The organism is Micromonospora sp. DT63 (genome assembly GCF_049841615.1).
Lineage (GTDB): Bacteria > Actinomycetota > Actinomycetes > Mycobacteriales > Micromonosporaceae > Micromonospora.
In genome coordinates this window covers 647,924-664,898 of record NZ_JBNCKQ010000003.1, presented here as the reverse complement: position 1 = coordinate 664,898, position 16,975 = coordinate 647,924, and the positions used below count along the sequence as shown (strand labels likewise).

Here is a 16,975-nt window from a genome sequence, read left to right as displayed (position 1 = left end):
GGAGAACATGCCCCACACCCCAAAAAACCCCGAGCCTCCCAAGGTTGATCAAGAGGTTCGCGTCACGACACGCCGGGTGGGATGACGCAAACCTCTTGATCAACTCGGGAGGGCGGGGTCAGGAGGCGGCGAAGGTTTTGGTGATCTTTGCGCAGAAGGCGGGGAGGTCGTCGGGCTTGCGGCTGCTCGTCAGGTTGCCGTCCGTCACGCACTCCTCGTCGACCCAGGTCGCGCCGGCGTTGGTCAGGTCGGTGCGCAGGCTGGGCCAGGAGGTGATCCGCCGGCCACGCACCACGTCCGCCTCGATCAGCGTCCACGGGCCGTGACAGATCACCCCGACCGGCTTGCCGGCGTCGAAGAACGCCTTCACGAACCGCACCGCGTCCGGGTCGGACCGCAGGAAGTCCGGGTTCGCCACCCCGCCCGGCAGCACCAGCGCGTCGTACCCGGCGGCGTCCGCCTTGTTCGCGGTGACGTCCACGTCGTACGTCTTGGACTGGTCCAGGTGGTTGAAGGACTGGATGGAACCGGGCTTGAGCGAGACCAGCTCGGCCGTCGCGCCGGCGTTCTCGACCGCCTCGCGCGGCTGGACGTACTCGACCTCCTCGACGCCGTCGGCGGCCAGGAAGGCGATCCTCTTGCCCTGCAGTGTCGCTGCCATCTCGGTACATCTCCTTTCCGGGGTACCTCAACTCCCTTCCCGAGCGCCAACGCCCGAAACACCCCACGGCGGTAACGACGGGCACCCCGCCGACGACTGTGGGACGAAAGGCCGCCGACCTGCGGCGTAGCCCGGTCCCGGCGCAGGTTTGTCCCGAGGGCCGCTGGGGACCCGGGGAGGCATGGCAGGTGCAGCAGCGGAACAGCGCCGGCTCGCCACCGTCGTGGAGAGCTGGCTCGGGCGCCCGGTCCTGATCATCGGCGACGCCATGCTGGACGAGTGGCGGTTTGCCGACTCCGACCGGCTCTGCCGGGAGGCGCCCGCCCCGGTCCTCACCCTGCGCCGACGGATCTCCGCCGCCGGTGGGGCCGCGAACACCGCGGTCAACGTCGCCACCCTCGGCGGTCGGGCCGTGCTGGTGGCGCCGGTCGGCGCCGACGTGGCCGGCGACGAACTGCACGACTGTCTGGACCGGGCCGGCGTCTGGGACCGCACGGTCAACCAGCCCGGTCGGCCCACCCCCGTGAAGCGGCGGATGCTCGCCGGCAACCAGATCCTGCTCCGGGAGGACTCCGGCGACGCGGACGACGCGCTCGACCCGGAGGGGGTGGACCGGCTGCTCACGGCGCTGGACTGCGCCACCGAGGAGCTGCGCGCCGCCGCCGGCGGAGAGGCGCCGACCCTGGTGGTCTGCGACTACGGCCTGGGCGCGCTGCCCGCGCCGGTCCGCGCCTGGCTGGTCGAGCAGCGCGAGCGGTACGCCACTGTCGCGCTGGACGCCCACGACCTCGCCGACTGGCGGGGGCTCGCGCCGACTGTGGTCACCCCCAGCTTCGCCGAGGCGACCCGGTTGCTGGCCCGTGCCGGTGGCGCGAACCGCTCGACCGCCGGCACCGACCTGCACCTGGAACACCCCGACAACGATCCGGCCGACGGGCCGTCCGAGCTGAGCGTCGGCGCCGCCCCGGGCGGGGCCCGCGCCGACGACCGGCCCGGCCCGGTCGGCGAGCCCACCCCGGGCGAGGGGCGGGTGGCCCTCACCGGCGACGGCCTCAGCGTCACAGGCACCGGCGTCACAGTGAACACCGAGGCTGGAGCGGGCGTGGACCGGGCCGTACTGGCCGAGTCGCGCCTCGCCGAACTGCGCGCGCACACCGGCGCGGACGTGGTCGCGGTGACCCTGGACACCGACGGCGCGGTGGTCGGCGGCGCGGACGGGGAACGGCGGCGCAGCCACAGCACCCCGGTCCCCGCGAGCCACGCGGTGGGTGCGGGAGACGCCTACCTGGCGGCGATGACGCTGGCCCTGGCCGCCGACGCGCCGCTGCCCACCGCCGCGCAACTCGCCCAGCTCGCCGCAACGATCACCGTGTCGGACACCGGCACCTGCGTGTGCCTGCGCAACGACCTGCTCGCCGCCCTCGACATGCCACCGGAGACCGCCGGGCACCCGGCGGTGGTCGGCACCGACGAGTTGGACGCGATCGTCGCCGAGCACCGCGAGGCGGGCCGGTCCGTGGTGTTCACCAACGGCTGCTTCGACGTGCTGCACCCCGGGCACGTGCGCTACCTGGAACAGGCCCGCGCCCTGGGCGACCTGCTCATCGTGGCGGTCAACTCGGACGGCAGCGTACGCCGGCTCAAGGGGCCGGACCGGCCGGTCAACCCGGTCGAGGACCGGGGCGCCCTGCTCGCCGCGCTCTCCTGCGTGGACCATGTGGTGGTGTTCGAGGAGGACTCGCCCGCCGCGCTGATCGAGGCGGTCCGGCCCGACGTGTACGTCAAGGGCGGCGACTATCCGCCGGAGCTGGTGCCGGAGGCGCCGCTGGTGCGCCGACTCGGCGGTCAGGTGCGCACGCTGGGGTACGTGCCGGACCGGTCCACCTCGGCGATCATCGACCGGATCCGGTCACACAGCCAAGAGCCGTCGTCGCACGCCACCGACCCGTCGCTGAGCCCGCGCACCCAGGCGTCGTGAACCGGCCCCTCGCCCTCGGCGCCCCGGCGGAGTTCCGTGCCGACCGGCTGGTCGACGTGTTGATCCCGACCCGTAACCGGCCCGCCGAACTGGCCGTCACCCTGGCCGGGCTCGCCGCCCAGGGCGGGGTCCCCGGCTTCGGCGTGGTGGTCAGCGACCAGTCCGACAACGATCCGGCGTACGCCCATCCCGCCGCGGCCACCATGGTCCGGGCGCTGCGGCACGCGGGCCACCCGGTGCTGTTGACCCGCCGGCTGCCGCGCCGCGGGTTGGCCGAGCACCGCGCCTATCTGCTCGCCGCGTCATCGGCCCGGTACGTGCTCAACCTCGACGACGACGTCTGGCTGGAACCCGGGGCGCTGCACCGGCTGGTCGCCGCAATCGAGGAGCTGGGCTGCGGGTTCGTCGGCAACGGTGTGCACGGCCTGTCCTACACCGAGGACGTACGACCGGACACGCACCGGCACTACGAGGAGTGGGCCGGTCGGCCCGTCCCGGAGCGGATCCGGCCGGGCACCCCCGAGTGGGACCGCGCCCGCATCCACTCGGCGGCCAACCTGCTGCACGTCACCGCCGAGCTGGCACTGCCGCCGGGCGCGTGGCGGGCGTACAAGGTGTCCTGGATCGGCGGGTGCGTGCTCTACGACCGGGCCAAGCTCGTCGACTCCGGGGGCTTCGACTTCTGGCGGCGGGTGCACGAGCGGCACCAGGGCGAGGACGTGGCCGCCCAGCTCGCGGTGCTGGCCCGCCACGGCGGGGCGGGCATCCTGCCCAGCGGCGCCTACCACCTGGAGACCCCCACCACTGTCACCGAGCGGGACGTGGAGGCGTGGGAGGTGGTCCTCGCCGACGAGGACACCCCACAGCCGGCCTGAGCGCCGCCTACGGGTTGAGCAGTTCGCGGGCCGATTCCAGCACCTCGACCACCGGCACGTCGGTGACGAACGAGTCGCGGTGCGGGCACTCGCCGTCCCCCGGCCGGTGCGGATAGATGCCGGGCGTGCAGTCCACGCCGCAGACCGGGCAGTGCACCATCCAGGAGCTGATCGGCCGGTGCCGGCCCCGCAGCGGCGTCGCCGTGTTGATCAGGTTGCCGACCCAGAAGATGCCCACCGTCGCCGTGCCCACCGCGGCGGCCAGGTGCAGCGGGCCGGTGTCGTTGGAGACGACCAGCGCGCAATCGGCGTAGCAGCCGGCCAGCCCGCCGAGGCTGAGCGTGCCCACCTGCGGCCGGACCGGCACCCCCGCCGCCGCGACCACCTGGTCCACCACCTCCCGCTCGGAGGGCGTACCGGTCACCAGCACCTCGTACCCGTCGCCGTGCAGCGCACGGGCCACCTCGGCGAACCGCTCGGCCGGCCAGCGACGCCGGGTGTCGGTGGCGCCCGGATGCAGCGCCACCCGAGGGCGGGCCGGCGGGCCGAGCACCCGCTCGGCCTCCGCCCGATCCGCGTCGGTGACCGCGAGCGTCGGCACGATGGTGGTCGCCGGAGCACCCACCAGGGCCACCGTCTCCAGATAGCGGATCACCTCGTGCTGGTAGTACACGTAGCGGATCCACCGGTCCAGCGGCGGCGCGTCGTCGGCGCGCAACCCGACAGTCACGCGGGCGCCGAGGCGGCTGACCAACGGGTTGGAGTTGGCGCCCCCGCCGTGGACCTGCACCGCCAGGTCGAAACCCTCGCCGCTGGCCGCCGCCACGAACTCGTCCATCGTGGATGCCGACTCACCGGCCTCCGGCTCCCGGATGCCGGGGCCCGGCGGCACCACCAGCACCCGGTCCACCGGGCCCGGCCGGTCGCGCCAGAGCTTCGCGTGCCACGGCGCCCCGAGCAGCACGATCTCCGCCGAGGGGTACGCGGCACGCAACGCGTCCAACGCCGGCAGAACGAAGATGAAGTCGCCGAGGGCGTTGGCACGCAGCACCGCGATCCGGCGCACGTCTTCGACTCGCCCGGCCGTCGGGCCGAGCAGGGACGGGGTGACCACGTGGCGCGCTACGACCGGTCGATCTCGCCGACGGTGTCCGGGTGGTGCAGCTCCCGGTCCGCGGCGGGATCGGCCGGCATCGGCGTACCAGCGGAGGGGCCGGCCGAGCGCGGCCCGGTGCGGCCGACGGTGATGGTGCGCGCGGTGGGCCGGGCCGCCCGCGGCAGGCGGACGCGCAGCAGCCCGTGGTCCATGACCGCGTCGATGCCGTCCGGGTCGACCCGGGACGGCAGGTCGATGCGGTACTCGAAACCGCGCGTCTCGAAGCCACCGGGAATGCCCTGCTCGGCGTTGACCTCCGCCTCGGAGCGGGCCCGTACGCACAGCTCGCGGTCGTCCAGCTCGACGGCCACCTCCTCGGGCGCGACGCCCGGCAGCCGGACGACGACCTGCCAGCCGTCCGACGTCTCGGTCAGTTCGACGTCGGACGACCCGGCCCGACCGCCGACCAGTCTGCTCAGCTCGGCGCGCAGCGACTGCAACTCGCCCATCGGGTCCCAGCCCTGTTGCCGGCCACGCCACCCCCGGCCGAACCCGCCGGGCTGCTGCTGCTCGCTCATCGCACGTCTCCGATCCGCTGGGTGGTGGGCCGCAGTGAGCTGGGCGCATCCAGACCGGCGTCCCGGTCGACGCCCACACCGAGCCGGTCGACCAGCTCGCCACCCAGCCAGGCGCTGATGCCGAGGATCGCCACCGCGACCACCTCGATGGCGATCAGCGCGCCACCGGCGGCCCGCGAATCGGCGTTGAGCCGGACCGCCCACACGGCGGCGAAGAGCAGGATCACCGCGAGGTTGGCGCCCGCGTGCAGCAGACCCACCCGCTTCGCGCGGGTGCCGGTCGGGATCGCCAGCAGGTCGAACGAGCCGGCCGCCGCGGCCAGCAGGCCGCCGATCAGGCCGACGGTGATGTTCCAGTACGCGACCTCGCCGAGGAAGTCGGGCCCGCCGACCGTGTCGATGATGTCGAAGAGCACCGCCGTGACCAGCAGCGCGACCGGGAACATGACCAGCATCGGATGGACTGGATGACCCAGTACCTTGAGTCGGCTCTCCATCTCCCGGCCTCCACTGGTCGGCTTTCCTGCGGACGGTATGAGCGGCGGGCGTGTCGGGTGAGGCCGTACCCCGGGCGACCGGGGGCAAACCTCGCGCTGGCCACGCGGGCCTAGGCTGGCGACGGTGGCGCCGCCACCCGGGTCAACGGCTGGGGGAGGATCGCGTGACGGTGGAGATCACCTCGCACGAGGAACTGCGTGAGCTGCTCGGGACGCCGGGTGTACGCGCCGCCACCAAGGACCGCGCCCGCCTGCACGAGCGGGACCGGCAGTGGCTCGCCGCTTCGCCGTTCTGCCTGGTGGCGACGGCGGGCGCGGACGGCACCTGCGACGTCTCGCCCAAGGGCGACCCGGCCGGATTCGCGCTGGTGCTGGACGACACGACAATCGCGCTGCCGGAGCGGCCGGGTAACAAGCGGGCCGACGGCTACCGCAACATCCTGGACAACCCACACGTCGGGCTGCTCTTTCTGATCCCCGGTCGCACCGACACGCTGCGCATCAACGGGCGGGCCCGACTGGTACGCGACGCGCCCTGGTTCGACGACATGGTCGTCAAGGGGCACCGGCCGGTGCTCGCCGTGGTGGTGGAGATCGAGCAGATCTTCTACCACTGCGCGAAGGCGTTCCTGCGGTCCGCGCTGTGGCAGCCGGAGACCTGGCAGCCCGACGTGCTGCCGACCCGCGCACGCCTGATCAAGGAGGTCGAGGCGCCGCCCGAGAGCCTGGAGGACCTGGAGAGGCACTACGGCCCGGAGTACGCCAGGAAGATCTACACCTGACCGACCCCGGCCGGCGGGCGGTCAGGCCGCTGGCGTCACCAGGCAGAGGACATGGCCGTCCGGATCGGTGAGCACCGACTGTCGTTCGCCCCAGGGCTGATCAGCTGGCGCGTCAACGACCTGGGCACCCGCCTTCACCGCCGCAGCGGTCGCCGCGTCGACGTCCGAGACGAGGAAGCTCACCGCAACGCCGGCCAAGCCGGGCGTGGGTGGGCGTTCGTGCAGCAGAAGCTCGACCTCGGAACCCGGAACGGCCAGGGCCACCATCTCACCGGCGCCGTACTTCTCGGTCAGCCCCAACGCATCCCGGTAGAGCGCCAGCGCGCGCTCCCGATCCGCCACCGACACGATGATCCGCCGCAACCCCCGTACCGTCACCAGGTCACCCTAACGGCGCAGGCTCGCCGCGGCGTTCCCGGCAAACCGCGTCCGACTACGGACTCTGATCCTGCCGGACGTCACTCCGGGGTGACCGACACCATCCACAGGTGGCCGTCCGGATCGGCGAAGACGCCCGCGTACCCCCATGGTTGTGCGGTCGGTTCGGTGACGACCTCGCCGCCTGCGACGCGCGCCCGCTCGACGACCGCGTCCACCTCGGCCACGGTGGCGGCCCCGAGGCCGAGCAGGCACTCGCTCTGCCCCCGCGGGGCGACCTCGTGTCCGCCGATCACCCAACCGAAGCCGCCGGTCGGGATGAGCATCAGGCGCAGCCCGTCGTTGACCACGAACTGCAACGGCTCCGGGATGCCGTCGTCGGCCAGCTCACCCACCGCTTCGAGGCCGAGGCTGTCGCGGTAGAAGCGGTACGAGGTCGGACGATCGGCGATCGGCAGGCTGATGATCACTGGTGCGGCTGGCATGGACGGCACCTCCACAGGTCGGTCGGACACGGCCACCGGCTCGGGGATGAGGACCGCATTTCCAGTATGGACAGCGGGGCTGACACTCGTAGCGCATCGACAACCGGTGGCGCCGGATGCCCGCCCCCGGCATGACCCTCTAGCGTGGCCGCCATGAGTGTCGACGGCTGGTTGGCAGACACCCGCACGTCCTACGACACGGTCGCGGTCAGTTACGCGCACCTGGTCCGCGACTTCCTGGCACAGGCACCCTACGAGCGGGCAGCTCTGGCGTTGTTCGCCGACCACGTACGCGCCACAGGCGGGGGCCCGGTCGCCGACGTGGGCTGCGGACCGGGTCGCATCACGGCGCACCTGAACGAGCTGGGCATCGCCGCCTTCGGCATCGACCTCTCCCCCGGAATGATCGCGGTGGCCCGCCACGAGCACCCCGACCTGAGATTCGAGGTCGGCTCCATGACCGATCTCGACCTGCCCGACGGCTCGGTGGCCGGCCTGATCGCCTGGTACTCGCTCATCCACATTCCCGACGAGCGGCTCGGTCAGGTCCTCGCGCACTTCCGGCGGGTGGTGCGCCCCGGAGGCCCGCTGCTGGTCGGCTACCACGTGGGCGACGAGACGACCCTCAAGACCGAGGGGTACGGCGGTCACCCCATGAGGATCCGCGTGCACCGCCGCCGGCCGGCGCAGGTCGCCGCCTGGCTACGCGACAACGGGTTCGCGGTCGAGGCCGAGATGACAGTCATCTCACCCGAGAGCAAGCTCGGCGGCATCACCTTCGGTCGACGAGAGCCCTGATCACCCGCGGATCCGGTCGGCGCCGAGCACGCTGAGCAGCGTGCTCTTGCCCGCACCGTTGGGCCCGATCAGTGCGCAGTGCTCCCCGGCGCGGATCGTGACGCTGACATCCGCGAGCAGCAGGCGACCCTCCCGCACGACATCGACGTCCCGGGCCTCGATCACCGTGTCGCCCGGGTCGGCGTACCCCGTCATTTCTGCGGCTCGGTGAGGAACACGCCGAGGGCCAGCGCCACCAGGGGGATCAGACAGATGATGGTGAACACGCCCTGCGGGCCCCAGGCTTCCGCCGCCACCCCGAGGACGGGCGCGAGGAGGCCGCCGATGCTCACGGCGAGCCCGAGGGTCACGCCCGCCGCCGTGCCGGGCCGCGACGGCAGATAGTCCTGGCCCAGCTTGACCAGCACGGCGAACGGGATGTTCAGGGCGATGCCAGCGAGCACGGCGAAGACGAGCGGCGGGTACTCCCCGGGCGTGAGCCGCAGGCCGACGAGTGCGGGAACGGCGACGATCGCGCCGAACTGCACGGTGCGGACCATCCCGACGCGGTCGGCGATCCGACCCCCCAGCAGAGTCCCGGCCACTCCGCCGACCAGGAAGCACGCCAGCGCCGCCCCGGCGAGACTCCGGCCCGCGCCCAGATGGCGTATCCAGAACAACTCGATGAAGGTGATCGCGCCGAAGAAGGCGACCGACCTGACGGTCTCGATGCAGGTCAGCACCAGGAAGGGGACCCAGCGGTCCCGGCCGTTGTGCGAGACGGTGCGCGCGGCCGGTCGCCGCAGCCGGTTCCGGTACAGCAGGAACCCCATGAGCACGGCCGGCGGGATGAAGAGCGCGGTCGCTCCGACGCCCATCGCGATCAGTGCGGGAGTGGCAAGCACCGGCGCCAGAAAGAACCCGACACTGCCCCCGGCGGCGAAGATGCTCATCGCTGTCGCACTGTCGCCCGCCGCCACCCGTGCCGACTTTCCGGCGGCCGGGTGGAACATCGCCACGCCGAATCCCGACACGCAGAGCAGGAGCCAGACCGCCACGTAACTGTCCACGAGACCGGACAGGCCGAGCCCGACTCCGGCGAGCGTTACTCCCGCCCCGGCCAGCCAGTCCAGCCGATAACGGTCGACGGCGACACCGATGAAGGGCTGCGGAACCGAGCTGCCCAGGGTCGCGGCGAGCGTGAGCCCCCCTGCGGCGACGTAGCTGTAATGGCGGTCCAGTACGAAATACGGGACGCAGGCCGGCACCAGACCCTGATAAAGGTCGTCGACCGCGTGGGCCGCGCCCCACAGTCGCATCCGCCGCCACGCCGACGGTTGCCTGTCCAGCTCCTCGGCCAGTGCCAGCACCGACTCGGGGTTGGCCGGGTTCGCTCGGCTGCTTGTCTCCGCCACCATCAGCTCTCTCGTTGCGGGTGTCGGAGGAAGAATGCCCGAGCGTCCCAGTTGCCGGCTATCGATATCCTGCCGACTTATGTCGCCAAGCAGCCAAGATGTGGACGGTCCCGCCCGGGTACCCCTGGCCGACCGTGACCGGATCGACTGGCACCACCACGGACGCCACCAGCTTGTCTGCCCCCGCAACGGAGTGCTGGCCGTGTCGACGCCGACGGGAATGTGGACGGTGCCACCGGACCGGGCGGTGTGGATTCCGGCCGGGGTCGCCCACGCCCATCGGGCGTACGGGCCCACCGACATGCGCGCGATCATGTTCGATCGCCCACTGAATCCGATGGGCGTGGATCAACCGACCGCCCTGGCCGTCTCGCCGCTGCTGCGCGAGGTGATCGTCAGCCTCACCGACGGCGAGGAGCTGACCGACGACGAACGGGACAACCTCGAACGCGTGGCGCTCGACCAGCTACGACGTGCGACCACACTGCGCCTTCGCCTGCCGTACCCGGCCGATTCCCGGCTGCGGGATCTTGCCGAGATCCTGCTCGAGGACCCCACCGACCGTCGCACCCTCGGCGAGCTGGGCACTGCCGTGGGAGCCGGCGCGCGTACCCTCAGCCGGCTGTTCCGGGAGCAGACCGGAATGTCGTTCCCGCACTGGCGGACGCAGCTGCGGTTGCATCACTCGCTCACGTTGATCGCCGTGGGTGAATCGGTGACCACGACCGCCGCGGCCAGTGGTTACAGCGGCCCCAGCGCCTTCATTCAGGCGTTCCGGGCCTACTTCGGGATGACGCCGGGCGAGTACTGCCGGAGCCGGCAGGGGCGCGATTCTCCTCCGACGGGCGCTACGCAGCACCGGTGGCGAAACCCCGTGGACGAGCACCGGCCGTGATCGGGAAACTGCCGGGATGGAACCGACACAGACGGCGCTCATCGTGCCGATACCCGAGGCCGAGGAAGCGGTGGGCCGGTTTCGGGAATCCCTCGACCCCGCTGCCTCCTGGGGCGTGCCGGCACACGTGACAGTCCTCTACCCGTTCCTGCCTCCGCAGCAGATCAGCGACCAGGTCCTGGCAGTACTGCGCAAGGCCATTGCCGGCATACCGCGGTTCGAGGTTGCGTTTACTCACATCGGCTGGTTCGGCGACACGGTCGTATGGCTCGCACCGCAGCCCGACCGTCCGTTCCGGAACCTCACCGCGGCGGTGTGGCAGCGGTTTCCCGAGACCGCCCCCTATGCCGGGGCGCACACCGAGGTGGTGCCGCACCTGACCATCGGTAGCGACGCCCCCGAGCCCACCCTGAGCCACGCCGCCGAGACGGTCTCCGCGCAGCTGCCGATCAACGCGGCCGTCGACATGGTGCGACTCATCGCCGGAACGCCGGGCCTGAGCCCATGGCGTACCGTCTGCGAGTTTCCGCTGGGGGCGGATCGCTGAGTACGTTCGGCAGTCCTCCGCGTACCGGGCCAGCCCCTCTGTCAGAGGCGCTACCGCAGGCGTACCCCGGTGGGTCGGCACCTGCGCTACCAGCAGGCCCGGGTGCGGAGCCTGGCGTCCGGTGTGAGTCGGTGCCAGCCTGGGGGCGTGCGGTACGACCCTCAACGGCACGTCTGGGCGGCGCTCTCCATCACCGACGTCTGCTCGCTGCTCGGCCGCTGTCCGGCCCGCTGGTGGCTCTCCGGTGGATGGGCCATCGACCACTGGTTGGGCGCGGTCAGCCGCCAGCACGGCGACATCGACGTCAGCACCCTCCGGCCGGGGCTCCCAGCCCTGCTCGGCAGCATGCCCGCCCAGCTGCGGCCGATCGCGGCCATGAGCGGGCGTCTTCTCCCGTTGACGGAGCACCTTGACGACCCCGAGCTGCGCAATATCTGGATACACGACGAGAACCGCGATCGTTTCGTCCTTCAGGTCAACGTGGAGGACGGCGACGAGTCGGTCTGGCGGTACCGCAGAGATCCACGGATCAGTCTCGGGTGGAGTTCGGCCGTCGCGACTGTCCGTGGCGTACCGACCGGAACGCTGGCCACTCAACTCCTGTGGAAGGCGCGAGATCCACGCCCGCAGGACGAGCATGACCTGAGCATCGCCGACCGCCTGTTACTCCCCGAGCAACGCCGGTGGTTGCGGATGGCGATCCGTACCGCGCACCCGCACTCGCCGTGGGCCAACGACCCCCCGGCGCGCGGCTGATCGTCGGCGCGGAACTGAGACCCGGTTCGAGCGGAGCTGCCGGACGGAATCGAATGACCTTCAGGGCCGACCCGCGCCGATGCTCGTGCTGCCGCACCGCCCGACGTCTGTTCGTTCAACTCCGCGCGAGTCGACTGGTGTCTCAGTGCGGGGATTCGCCGGACCGCAGTCCGTCGACGAGGAGCGCGACCATGCGCCGCCCGTAGTCGGGTTCCTCGTCCGGCATGGGCGCACACAGTTTGGCAACGGCGTACAGCAGGTCCTGGGCACCGACCCGGGCCCGGACCTCGCCGCTGGCCGTCGCGGCGTCGAGCAGGGACTCGAGGGCCGGTCCCAGCTTCTGCAGGAGATATCCGGGCAGGCCGTCGAACGCCGGATCGCCGGAGTGCAGGGCTGCGGCAAATCCGCGTTTGGTCGCGACGAACGCGGTGAACCGGTCGAGCCACTTCGCGAGGGCGACCCCCGGCTCGTGCGCGGCGGCCAGAGCCGGGGCAGCGTCGGCGCAGGCGTCGATCTCGCGCTCGATGACGGCCTTGATCAGGTCCGAGCGCTGCGGGAAGTGCCGGTAGAGCGTGCCGACGCCGACGCCGGCCAGATCGGTGATCTCTTTGGCGGGGGCGTCGACGCCGACGGTGCTGAAGACCGTCTTAGCCGCTTCGAGCAGGGACTCGATGTTGCGGCGCGCGTCGGTGCGCAGCCGGCGCGGGGCGCGATCGCGAACACTGAAATCTGCCGTGTTGTCGGACATGGCTGCGCCTCCCTTGCTGTTCCGGAAAGGCTTTCCGTATAGTTCCGGAAAGAGTTTCCAGATAACGACGATACCGCAGGGAGACGCTCATGCAGTACCGCACCCTGGGCCGGACGGGCATCAAGGTCAGCCCGTACGCGCTCGGCACGCTGATGTTCGCCACGGTGATCGGGAACCCCGACCCTGACGACTCGATCAAGGTCATCCACAGGGCGCTGGACGCGGGGATCAACCTCGTCGACACCGCCGATGCCTACGGCGACTCGGAGGAGATCGTGGGCAGGGCCCTCAAGGGGCGCCGCGACAAGGTCATCCTCGCGACCAAGGTGGGCCTTCCCAGGCTGAACGCGCTGCCCCGGACGCCGGGCACGGCCACCGACCCCAACCAGCGAGGCGCCTCCCGCCGCTGGATCATGAGCGCGGTCGAGGACTCGCTGCGCCGCCTGCAGACCGACCACATCGACCTCTACCAGATCCAGCGCCCGGACCCCGACACCGACATCGAGGAGACGCTCTCCGCGCTCTCCGACCTGATCCGCAGTGGCAAGGTCCGGGCGATCGGGTCGTCCACGATGCCCGCATCCGACATCATCGAGGCCCAGTGGGTCGCCGAGCGGCGCGGGCTGGAACGTTTCCACACCGAGCAGCCGCCCTACTCGATCCTCAACCGCAGCATCGAGAGCGAGGTGCTGCCGGCCGCGCAGCGCTACGGGATGGGCACGCTGGTGTGGGGCCCGCTCGGGCAGGGAATGCTCACCGGCCGGGTCCGCAAGGGCGAGCAGAACGACCTGCGCCGCGCCCGCTTCTCCAGGCACCTCACCGACGAGCGCCGGATCGACGTCGTCGAGCAGCTCATCCCGCTCGCCAACGAGGCAGGCATGCCGTTGACCCACCTCGCCATGGCATTCGCCATCGCACACCCGGGCGTGACCAGCGCAATCCTCGGCCCGCGCACGATGGAGCACCTCGACAACCTGCTCGCTGGCGTCGACGTCACGCTCACCGACGAGATCCTCGACCGGATCGACGAGATCGTCGCGCCCGGCACCGACGTCACCCGGCTCGACCAGGCCTACCTGCCCCCGGCCCTGCTGAACCCGAACCTGCGCCGGCGGCCGGTCAGTGAGCGTGGCGCCGCCTGATCAGCACGCCCCCGTCGAAGACGAAGAGCGTCTTGCCACCTTCGTCTGGCCTCGGAGCCCAATCGAAAGACCGCTCTGGGAGATCGCGGAGTCCTTCATCGAGCGGAATCCTTCATCGAGTGCGTGGCTGGCGAGCTGCCGACGACAGAGCAGGTGGCTGCCCTCCTTGGACTGGCTCTGGCCTCCTTGGCGGCACAGCGAAAGGCCCAGGTCATGATCGGCGATGAAGCCGGTGACCTGGGCCTTTCCGTGGAGCCGCCTGACGGAATCGAACCGTCGACCTACGCATTACGAGTGCGTCGCTCTAGCCGACTGAGCTAAGGCGGCAACGATCAGCAAGTGTACGGCACCCCCCGGCTCCGGACCGAGCGGGATACCCCCGCGCCGCCGCCGGCACCAACCGGACAACCACCGCCATCTGGCTAATTACCGGACAGCGCCTCGGCGGGACCGGTACTACGCTGCGGCGCGTGAGTGACGAACGCGACGATCACCAGACCCCGGCGGGCGAGCAACCCGACGGGGAGCGGGCCCCTCGCCGGCCGCGCTCCACCGACCCCCTGGAGTTGGGTTTCACCCCCCGCAAGCCGGTGCCCTGGCTGGCGCCGTTCCTGCTGATCAGCACCGGCATCCGGACACTGTTGGCGATCCTCTTCGGGGCGTACCTGGACAAGCGCGAGTTGCAGAACGCCTTCGGCGACGGCATCTTCCGCCAGGCGGGGCCGGACGGCGGACTCTGGCTCGACTACGTGGCCGACCTCGGTGACGGCTTCCACGCCACCTACTCCGTCGCGTACCTGCTGGCGCAGCCGGAGCTGACCGTGGACGGGCACCGGCTGCCCCGTGGGCAGACCCTGGTGATGGGCGGGGACCAGGTGTACCCGTCGGCGGCCTACGCGGAGTACGAGAACCGGTGCAAGGGGCCGTACCAGGCCGCGCTGCCGGCGACCCCGCCCGAGGGTCCCACGCTGTTCGCGGTGCCGGGCAACCACGACTGGTACGACGGCCTGACCGCCTTCCTGCGGTTGTTCGTCCGCTCCCGGGACCGTAACTTCGCCGGCTGGCGCACCGGGCAGTCGCGGTCGTACTTCGCCGTGGAGTTGCCGGCCGGCTGGTGGCTGCTGGGCGTCGACGACCAGTCCGGCTCATACCTGGACGACCCACAGTTGGCGTACTTCGACGAGGTGGCCCGGCGACTCACCCCCGAGTCGAAGGTGATCATCGCGGCGCCGTCGCCGACGTGGGTCAAGGCCGCCGACATCCCCACGGCGTACGACTCGATCGACTACTTCATCCGGACCATCATCGATCCGACCGGGGCGCAGGTGCGTCTGCTGCTCTCCGGCGACCTGCACCACTACGCCCGCTATGCCGGCCCGGAGCGGCAGCTGATCACCTGTGGCGGCGGCGGCGCGTACCTGTACCCGACGCACAAGCTCCCGAAGCGCATCGAGGTGCCGCCCCGGGACACGCTGACCCGACGGGCCAGCCGCACAGAGCCGTACGACCTGGTGGCCCGCTATCCGGACGCGGCCCGCTCCCGGCGCTACGGCTGGGGCATCTTCGCCCGGCTGCCGTTTCGCAACCCCGGCTTCGCCACGCTGCTCGGCACCCTGCACACCCTGCTGATGCTGGCCATGGCGGGTGCGACGGCGAACTGGGCCGACAGCACCAACCAGCGACTGTTCAGCGTCCCGCTGGTGCTGATGGTGCTCGTGACGGTGGTGGCGGCGGTGCTGTTCGCCAAGCCGCCCAGCGCCAGTGGCAAGCGGCATGTCCGGCATTGGATTCTCGGCGTCAGCCACGGCGTGGCCCAGGTGGCGCTGGCCGCCGGCGGCACCTGGGTCTGGTTGGCGCTGCCGTTCTACGACTGGCCGTGGCCGCTGCCGGCGGTCGCCGCGGCGGTGCTGTACGGCCCGGTCATCGGCCTGGTGGCCAGTCAGCTGGTGGCGGCGTACCTGCTGGTCGCCAGTGCGTTCGGGGTGAACGTCAACGAGCTGTTCGCCGGGCAGGGCATCGAGGACTCCAAGTCGTTCCTGCGGTTGCGCATCGACCCGGATGGCACGCTGACGGTGTACCCGCTCGGGGTGGACCGGGTGGCCCGCGACTGGCAGGTGAACCCCGACCAGTCCCCCACAGCCAGCTGGCTGACCCCCCGCGCCCCGCTAACCCCCCACCTGACCGAACCCCCCATCGTCCTCTCCTGACCCACCTGTTGATCAAGAGCTTTGCGTCAGAATTCGGGCTCCGAATGACGCAAAGCTCTTGATCAACAAGATGACCCCGGGGGTTAGGGGGTGTAGTGCTGGTCGTGGGCTTGGCGGGGGGCGCAGACGGAGGCGCGGGAGCAGGAGCAGCGGGAACCGTCGGCGTCCAGGCGGACGGTGACCGCGTCTCGCGGGACGCTGTGGCCGACCACCCGACCGTCGCCCTCGGGGGTGGAGACACGGCTGCCGACGGCCGGCGCGGTCTCCTGGAAGCGCTGGTACAGCGGGTGCTCGTACTTCAGGCAGCACATCAACCGGCCACACGCCCCCGAGATGCGCAGCGGGTTCAGCGGCAGATCCTGGTCCTTGGCCATCCGGATCGTCACCGGCTCGAAGTCGGTCAGGAACGTCGCGCAACACAGGTCCCGGCCACACGAACCGATGCCGCCCTGGACGCGCGCCGAATCCCGTGCCGAGAGCTGCCGCAGCTCGACCCGGCAGTGCAGGGTGGCGCCCAGGTCGCGGACCAGGGACCGGAAGTCCACCCGGTGCGGGGCGGTGAAGTAGACGGTGCTGCGCTCGCCGCCGCCGTCGCCCGAGCCGAGGACGTGGTCGACGGCCACCACCTTCATCGGCAGGCCGTGCGCACGGATCAACCGCTTCGCCGCCACCTTCGCCTCGGCCTTACGACGGCGCAGCGCCTCGTCCCGGGCCAGGTCGTCGTCACCGGCCAGCCCGACCAGCCGGGGGAAGCCGTCGGTCTCCTCGGTCACCCACTGGGCGGCCCAGACGCACTCGGCCACCTCGGGCCCGTCGTCGGTCGGCACCAGCACCCGGTCGCCCACCTGCGGGCGCAACTCGCCCGGGTCGAGGTAGTAGAGGCGCCCGTACCGGTTGAAGCTGACCGCGCAGAGCATGCCCATCCCCCCACCTTACGACGCATCACCGCAAAGGACGCAGCGGCCGATCCGCACACCGGCATCCATGACCGTCGACTCGACCTATTGCCGGGCCACCCGTCGTGCCGTTGACCCTCGCCCGGACGGTTGATTCCGGCCGCGGGTGCGGGACAAACGTCTCCGGGCGGCGTTGAGTGGAGGCAGACCTGCGGGGGGTGCAGGGGGAAGACCACGGCGTCGCCGTGGGCGCCGACTCTGC

19 protein-coding genes and 1 tRNA gene are annotated in these 16,975 nt (G+C 71.3%); 9 read left to right on the top strand and 11 right to left on the bottom strand.

Going from position 1 to position 16,975, the window contains the following annotated elements:
• Positions 1 to 118: 118 nt before the first annotated feature.
• Positions 119 to 661 carry a type 1 glutamine amidotransferase domain-containing protein gene (locus ACLQ27_RS15495; protein WP_425867263.1) on the bottom strand — a complete coding sequence of 181 codons (543 nt, stop codon included), beginning with the start codon at positions 659 to 661 and terminating at the stop codon, positions 119 to 121.
• Between the two features lie 181 nt (positions 662 to 842).
• On the opposite strand from ACLQ27_RS15495, the gene rfaE2 reads away from it, so the two are divergent.
• Together rfaE2 and ACLQ27_RS15485 are read left to right on the top strand one after the other, a co-directional pair.
• Complete coding sequence (gene rfaE2, locus ACLQ27_RS15490; protein WP_357491091.1) at positions 843 to 2,639, top strand: D-glycero-beta-D-manno-heptose 1-phosphate adenylyltransferase; 1,797 nt, start codon at positions 843 to 845, stop codon at positions 2,637 to 2,639.
• Positions 2,636 to 3,514: a glycosyltransferase gene (locus tag ACLQ27_RS15485; RefSeq protein WP_234584178.1), complete on the top strand. Its 879-nt coding sequence runs from the start codon at positions 2,636 to 2,638 to the stop codon at positions 3,512 to 3,514. Before rfaE2 ends, ACLQ27_RS15485 begins: the two co-directional genes overlap by 4 nt.
• Before the next feature lie 7 nt (positions 3,515 to 3,521).
• On the opposite strand, the gene ACLQ27_RS15480 is transcribed toward ACLQ27_RS15485, so the two are convergent.
• Genes ACLQ27_RS15480 through ACLQ27_RS15470 form a run of 3 tightly spaced genes read right to left on the bottom strand, consistent with a single transcriptional unit; the run spans position 3,522 to position 5,685 of the window.
• Entirely contained in the window at positions 3,522 to 4,628 is a 1,107-nt protein-coding gene (locus ACLQ27_RS15480) for a glycosyltransferase family 9 protein (RefSeq protein ID WP_357491093.1), read from the bottom strand.
• A gap of 8 nt (positions 4,629 to 4,636) precedes the next feature.
• A complete protein-coding gene (locus tag ACLQ27_RS15475; RefSeq protein WP_234584176.1) occupies positions 4,637 to 5,188 on the bottom strand; it encodes an Hsp20/alpha crystallin family protein in 552 nt (183 codons plus the stop codon).
• Positions 5,185 to 5,685, bottom strand: a complete 501-nt coding sequence (locus ACLQ27_RS15470) for a DUF2231 domain-containing protein (protein ID WP_357491095.1) — start codon at positions 5,683 to 5,685, stop codon at positions 5,185 to 5,187. The genes ACLQ27_RS15475 and ACLQ27_RS15470 overlap by 4 nt, the downstream gene beginning before the upstream one ends.
• A gap of 164 nt (positions 5,686 to 5,849) precedes the next feature.
• Here ACLQ27_RS15470 and ACLQ27_RS15465 point away from each other — a divergent pair, with 164 nt between their 5' ends.
• Complete coding sequence (locus tag ACLQ27_RS15465; RefSeq protein WP_357491097.1) at positions 5,850 to 6,467, top strand: pyridoxamine 5'-phosphate oxidase family protein; 618 nt, start codon at positions 5,850 to 5,852, stop codon at positions 6,465 to 6,467.
• Between the two features lie 21 nt (positions 6,468 to 6,488).
• Here ACLQ27_RS15465 and ACLQ27_RS15460 read toward each other — a convergent pair whose 3' ends face one another.
• Together ACLQ27_RS15460 and ACLQ27_RS15455 are read right to left on the bottom strand one after the other, a co-directional pair.
• The gene (locus ACLQ27_RS15460) at positions 6,489 to 6,845 is read right to left on the bottom strand and encodes a VOC family protein (RefSeq protein ID WP_357491099.1); all 357 of its coding nucleotides are present in this window, start codon (positions 6,843 to 6,845) and stop codon (positions 6,489 to 6,491) included.
• A gap of 80 nt (positions 6,846 to 6,925) precedes the next feature.
• Positions 6,926 to 7,330 carry a VOC family protein gene (locus tag ACLQ27_RS15455; protein WP_357491101.1) on the bottom strand — a complete coding sequence of 135 codons (405 nt, stop codon included), beginning with the start codon at positions 7,328 to 7,330 and terminating at the stop codon, positions 6,926 to 6,928.
• Between the two features lie 153 nt (positions 7,331 to 7,483).
• Here ACLQ27_RS15455 and ACLQ27_RS15450 point away from each other — a divergent pair, with 153 nt between their 5' ends.
• Positions 7,484 to 8,128, top strand: coding sequence for a class I SAM-dependent methyltransferase (locus ACLQ27_RS15450; RefSeq protein ID WP_357491103.1), 645 nt, complete (start codon positions 7,484 to 7,486; stop codon positions 8,126 to 8,128).
• Here the strand turns inward: ACLQ27_RS15450 and ACLQ27_RS15445 are convergent, their stop codons facing one another.
• Both ACLQ27_RS15445 and ACLQ27_RS15440 read right to left on the bottom strand, forming a co-directional pair.
• Entirely contained in the window at positions 8,129 to 8,323 is a 195-nt protein-coding gene (locus tag ACLQ27_RS15445) for an ATP-binding cassette domain-containing protein (RefSeq protein WP_357491105.1), read from the bottom strand.
• Complete coding sequence (locus ACLQ27_RS15440; protein WP_357491107.1) at positions 8,320 to 9,525, bottom strand: MFS transporter; 1,206 nt, start codon at positions 9,523 to 9,525, stop codon at positions 8,320 to 8,322. Before ACLQ27_RS15440 ends, ACLQ27_RS15445 begins: the two co-directional genes overlap by 4 nt.
• A 97-nt stretch (positions 9,526 to 9,622) precedes the next feature.
• Between ACLQ27_RS15440 and ACLQ27_RS15435 the strand changes: the two genes are divergently transcribed.
• The 3 genes from ACLQ27_RS15435 to ACLQ27_RS15425 all read left to right on the top strand — a co-directional run bounded on the left by ACLQ27_RS15435 (position 9,623) and on the right by ACLQ27_RS15425 (position 11,720).
• Entirely contained in the window at positions 9,623 to 10,417 is a 795-nt protein-coding gene (locus ACLQ27_RS15435; RefSeq protein ID WP_357491109.1) for an AraC family transcriptional regulator, read from the top strand.
• Positions 10,418 to 10,433: 16 nt separating this feature from the next.
• Complete coding sequence (locus ACLQ27_RS15430; RefSeq protein WP_357491111.1) at positions 10,434 to 10,964, top strand: 2'-5' RNA ligase family protein; 531 nt, start codon at positions 10,434 to 10,436, stop codon at positions 10,962 to 10,964.
• 147 nt (positions 10,965 to 11,111) lie between these two features.
• Positions 11,112 to 11,720, top strand: a complete 609-nt coding sequence (locus ACLQ27_RS15425) for a nucleotidyltransferase domain-containing protein (RefSeq protein WP_357573524.1) — start codon at positions 11,112 to 11,114, stop codon at positions 11,718 to 11,720.
• Positions 11,721 to 11,862: 142 nt separating this feature from the next.
• Here the strand turns inward: ACLQ27_RS15425 and ACLQ27_RS15420 are convergent, their stop codons facing one another.
• On the bottom strand, positions 11,863 to 12,468 hold the full coding sequence (locus ACLQ27_RS15420; protein WP_357491115.1) for a TetR/AcrR family transcriptional regulator: 606 nt from the start codon (positions 12,466 to 12,468) through the stop codon (positions 11,863 to 11,865).
• 89 nt (positions 12,469 to 12,557) lie between these two features.
• On the opposite strand from ACLQ27_RS15420, the gene ACLQ27_RS15415 reads away from it, so the two are divergent.
• Positions 12,558 to 13,610: an aldo/keto reductase gene (locus tag ACLQ27_RS15415; protein WP_357491117.1), complete on the top strand. Its 1,053-nt coding sequence runs from the start codon at positions 12,558 to 12,560 to the stop codon at positions 13,608 to 13,610.
• A gap of 250 nt (positions 13,611 to 13,860) precedes the next feature.
• Here ACLQ27_RS15415 and ACLQ27_RS15410 read toward each other — a convergent pair.
• A tRNA-Thr gene (locus ACLQ27_RS15410) sits at positions 13,861 to 13,937 on the bottom strand.
• A 143-nt stretch (positions 13,938 to 14,080) separates the two neighbouring features.
• Between ACLQ27_RS15410 and ACLQ27_RS15405 the strand changes: the two genes are divergently transcribed.
• Complete coding sequence (locus ACLQ27_RS15405; RefSeq protein ID WP_357491119.1) at positions 14,081 to 15,817, top strand: metallophosphoesterase family protein; 1,737 nt, start codon at positions 14,081 to 14,083, stop codon at positions 15,815 to 15,817.
• Between the two features lie 83 nt (positions 15,818 to 15,900).
• Here the strand turns inward: ACLQ27_RS15405 and ACLQ27_RS15400 are convergent, their stop codons facing one another.
• Positions 15,901 to 16,740 (bottom strand): PSP1 domain-containing protein, encoded by an 840-nt coding sequence (locus ACLQ27_RS15400; RefSeq protein WP_234584157.1) that lies wholly within the window; start codon positions 16,738 to 16,740, stop codon positions 15,901 to 15,903.
• Positions 16,741 to 16,975: the final 235 nt, after the last annotated feature.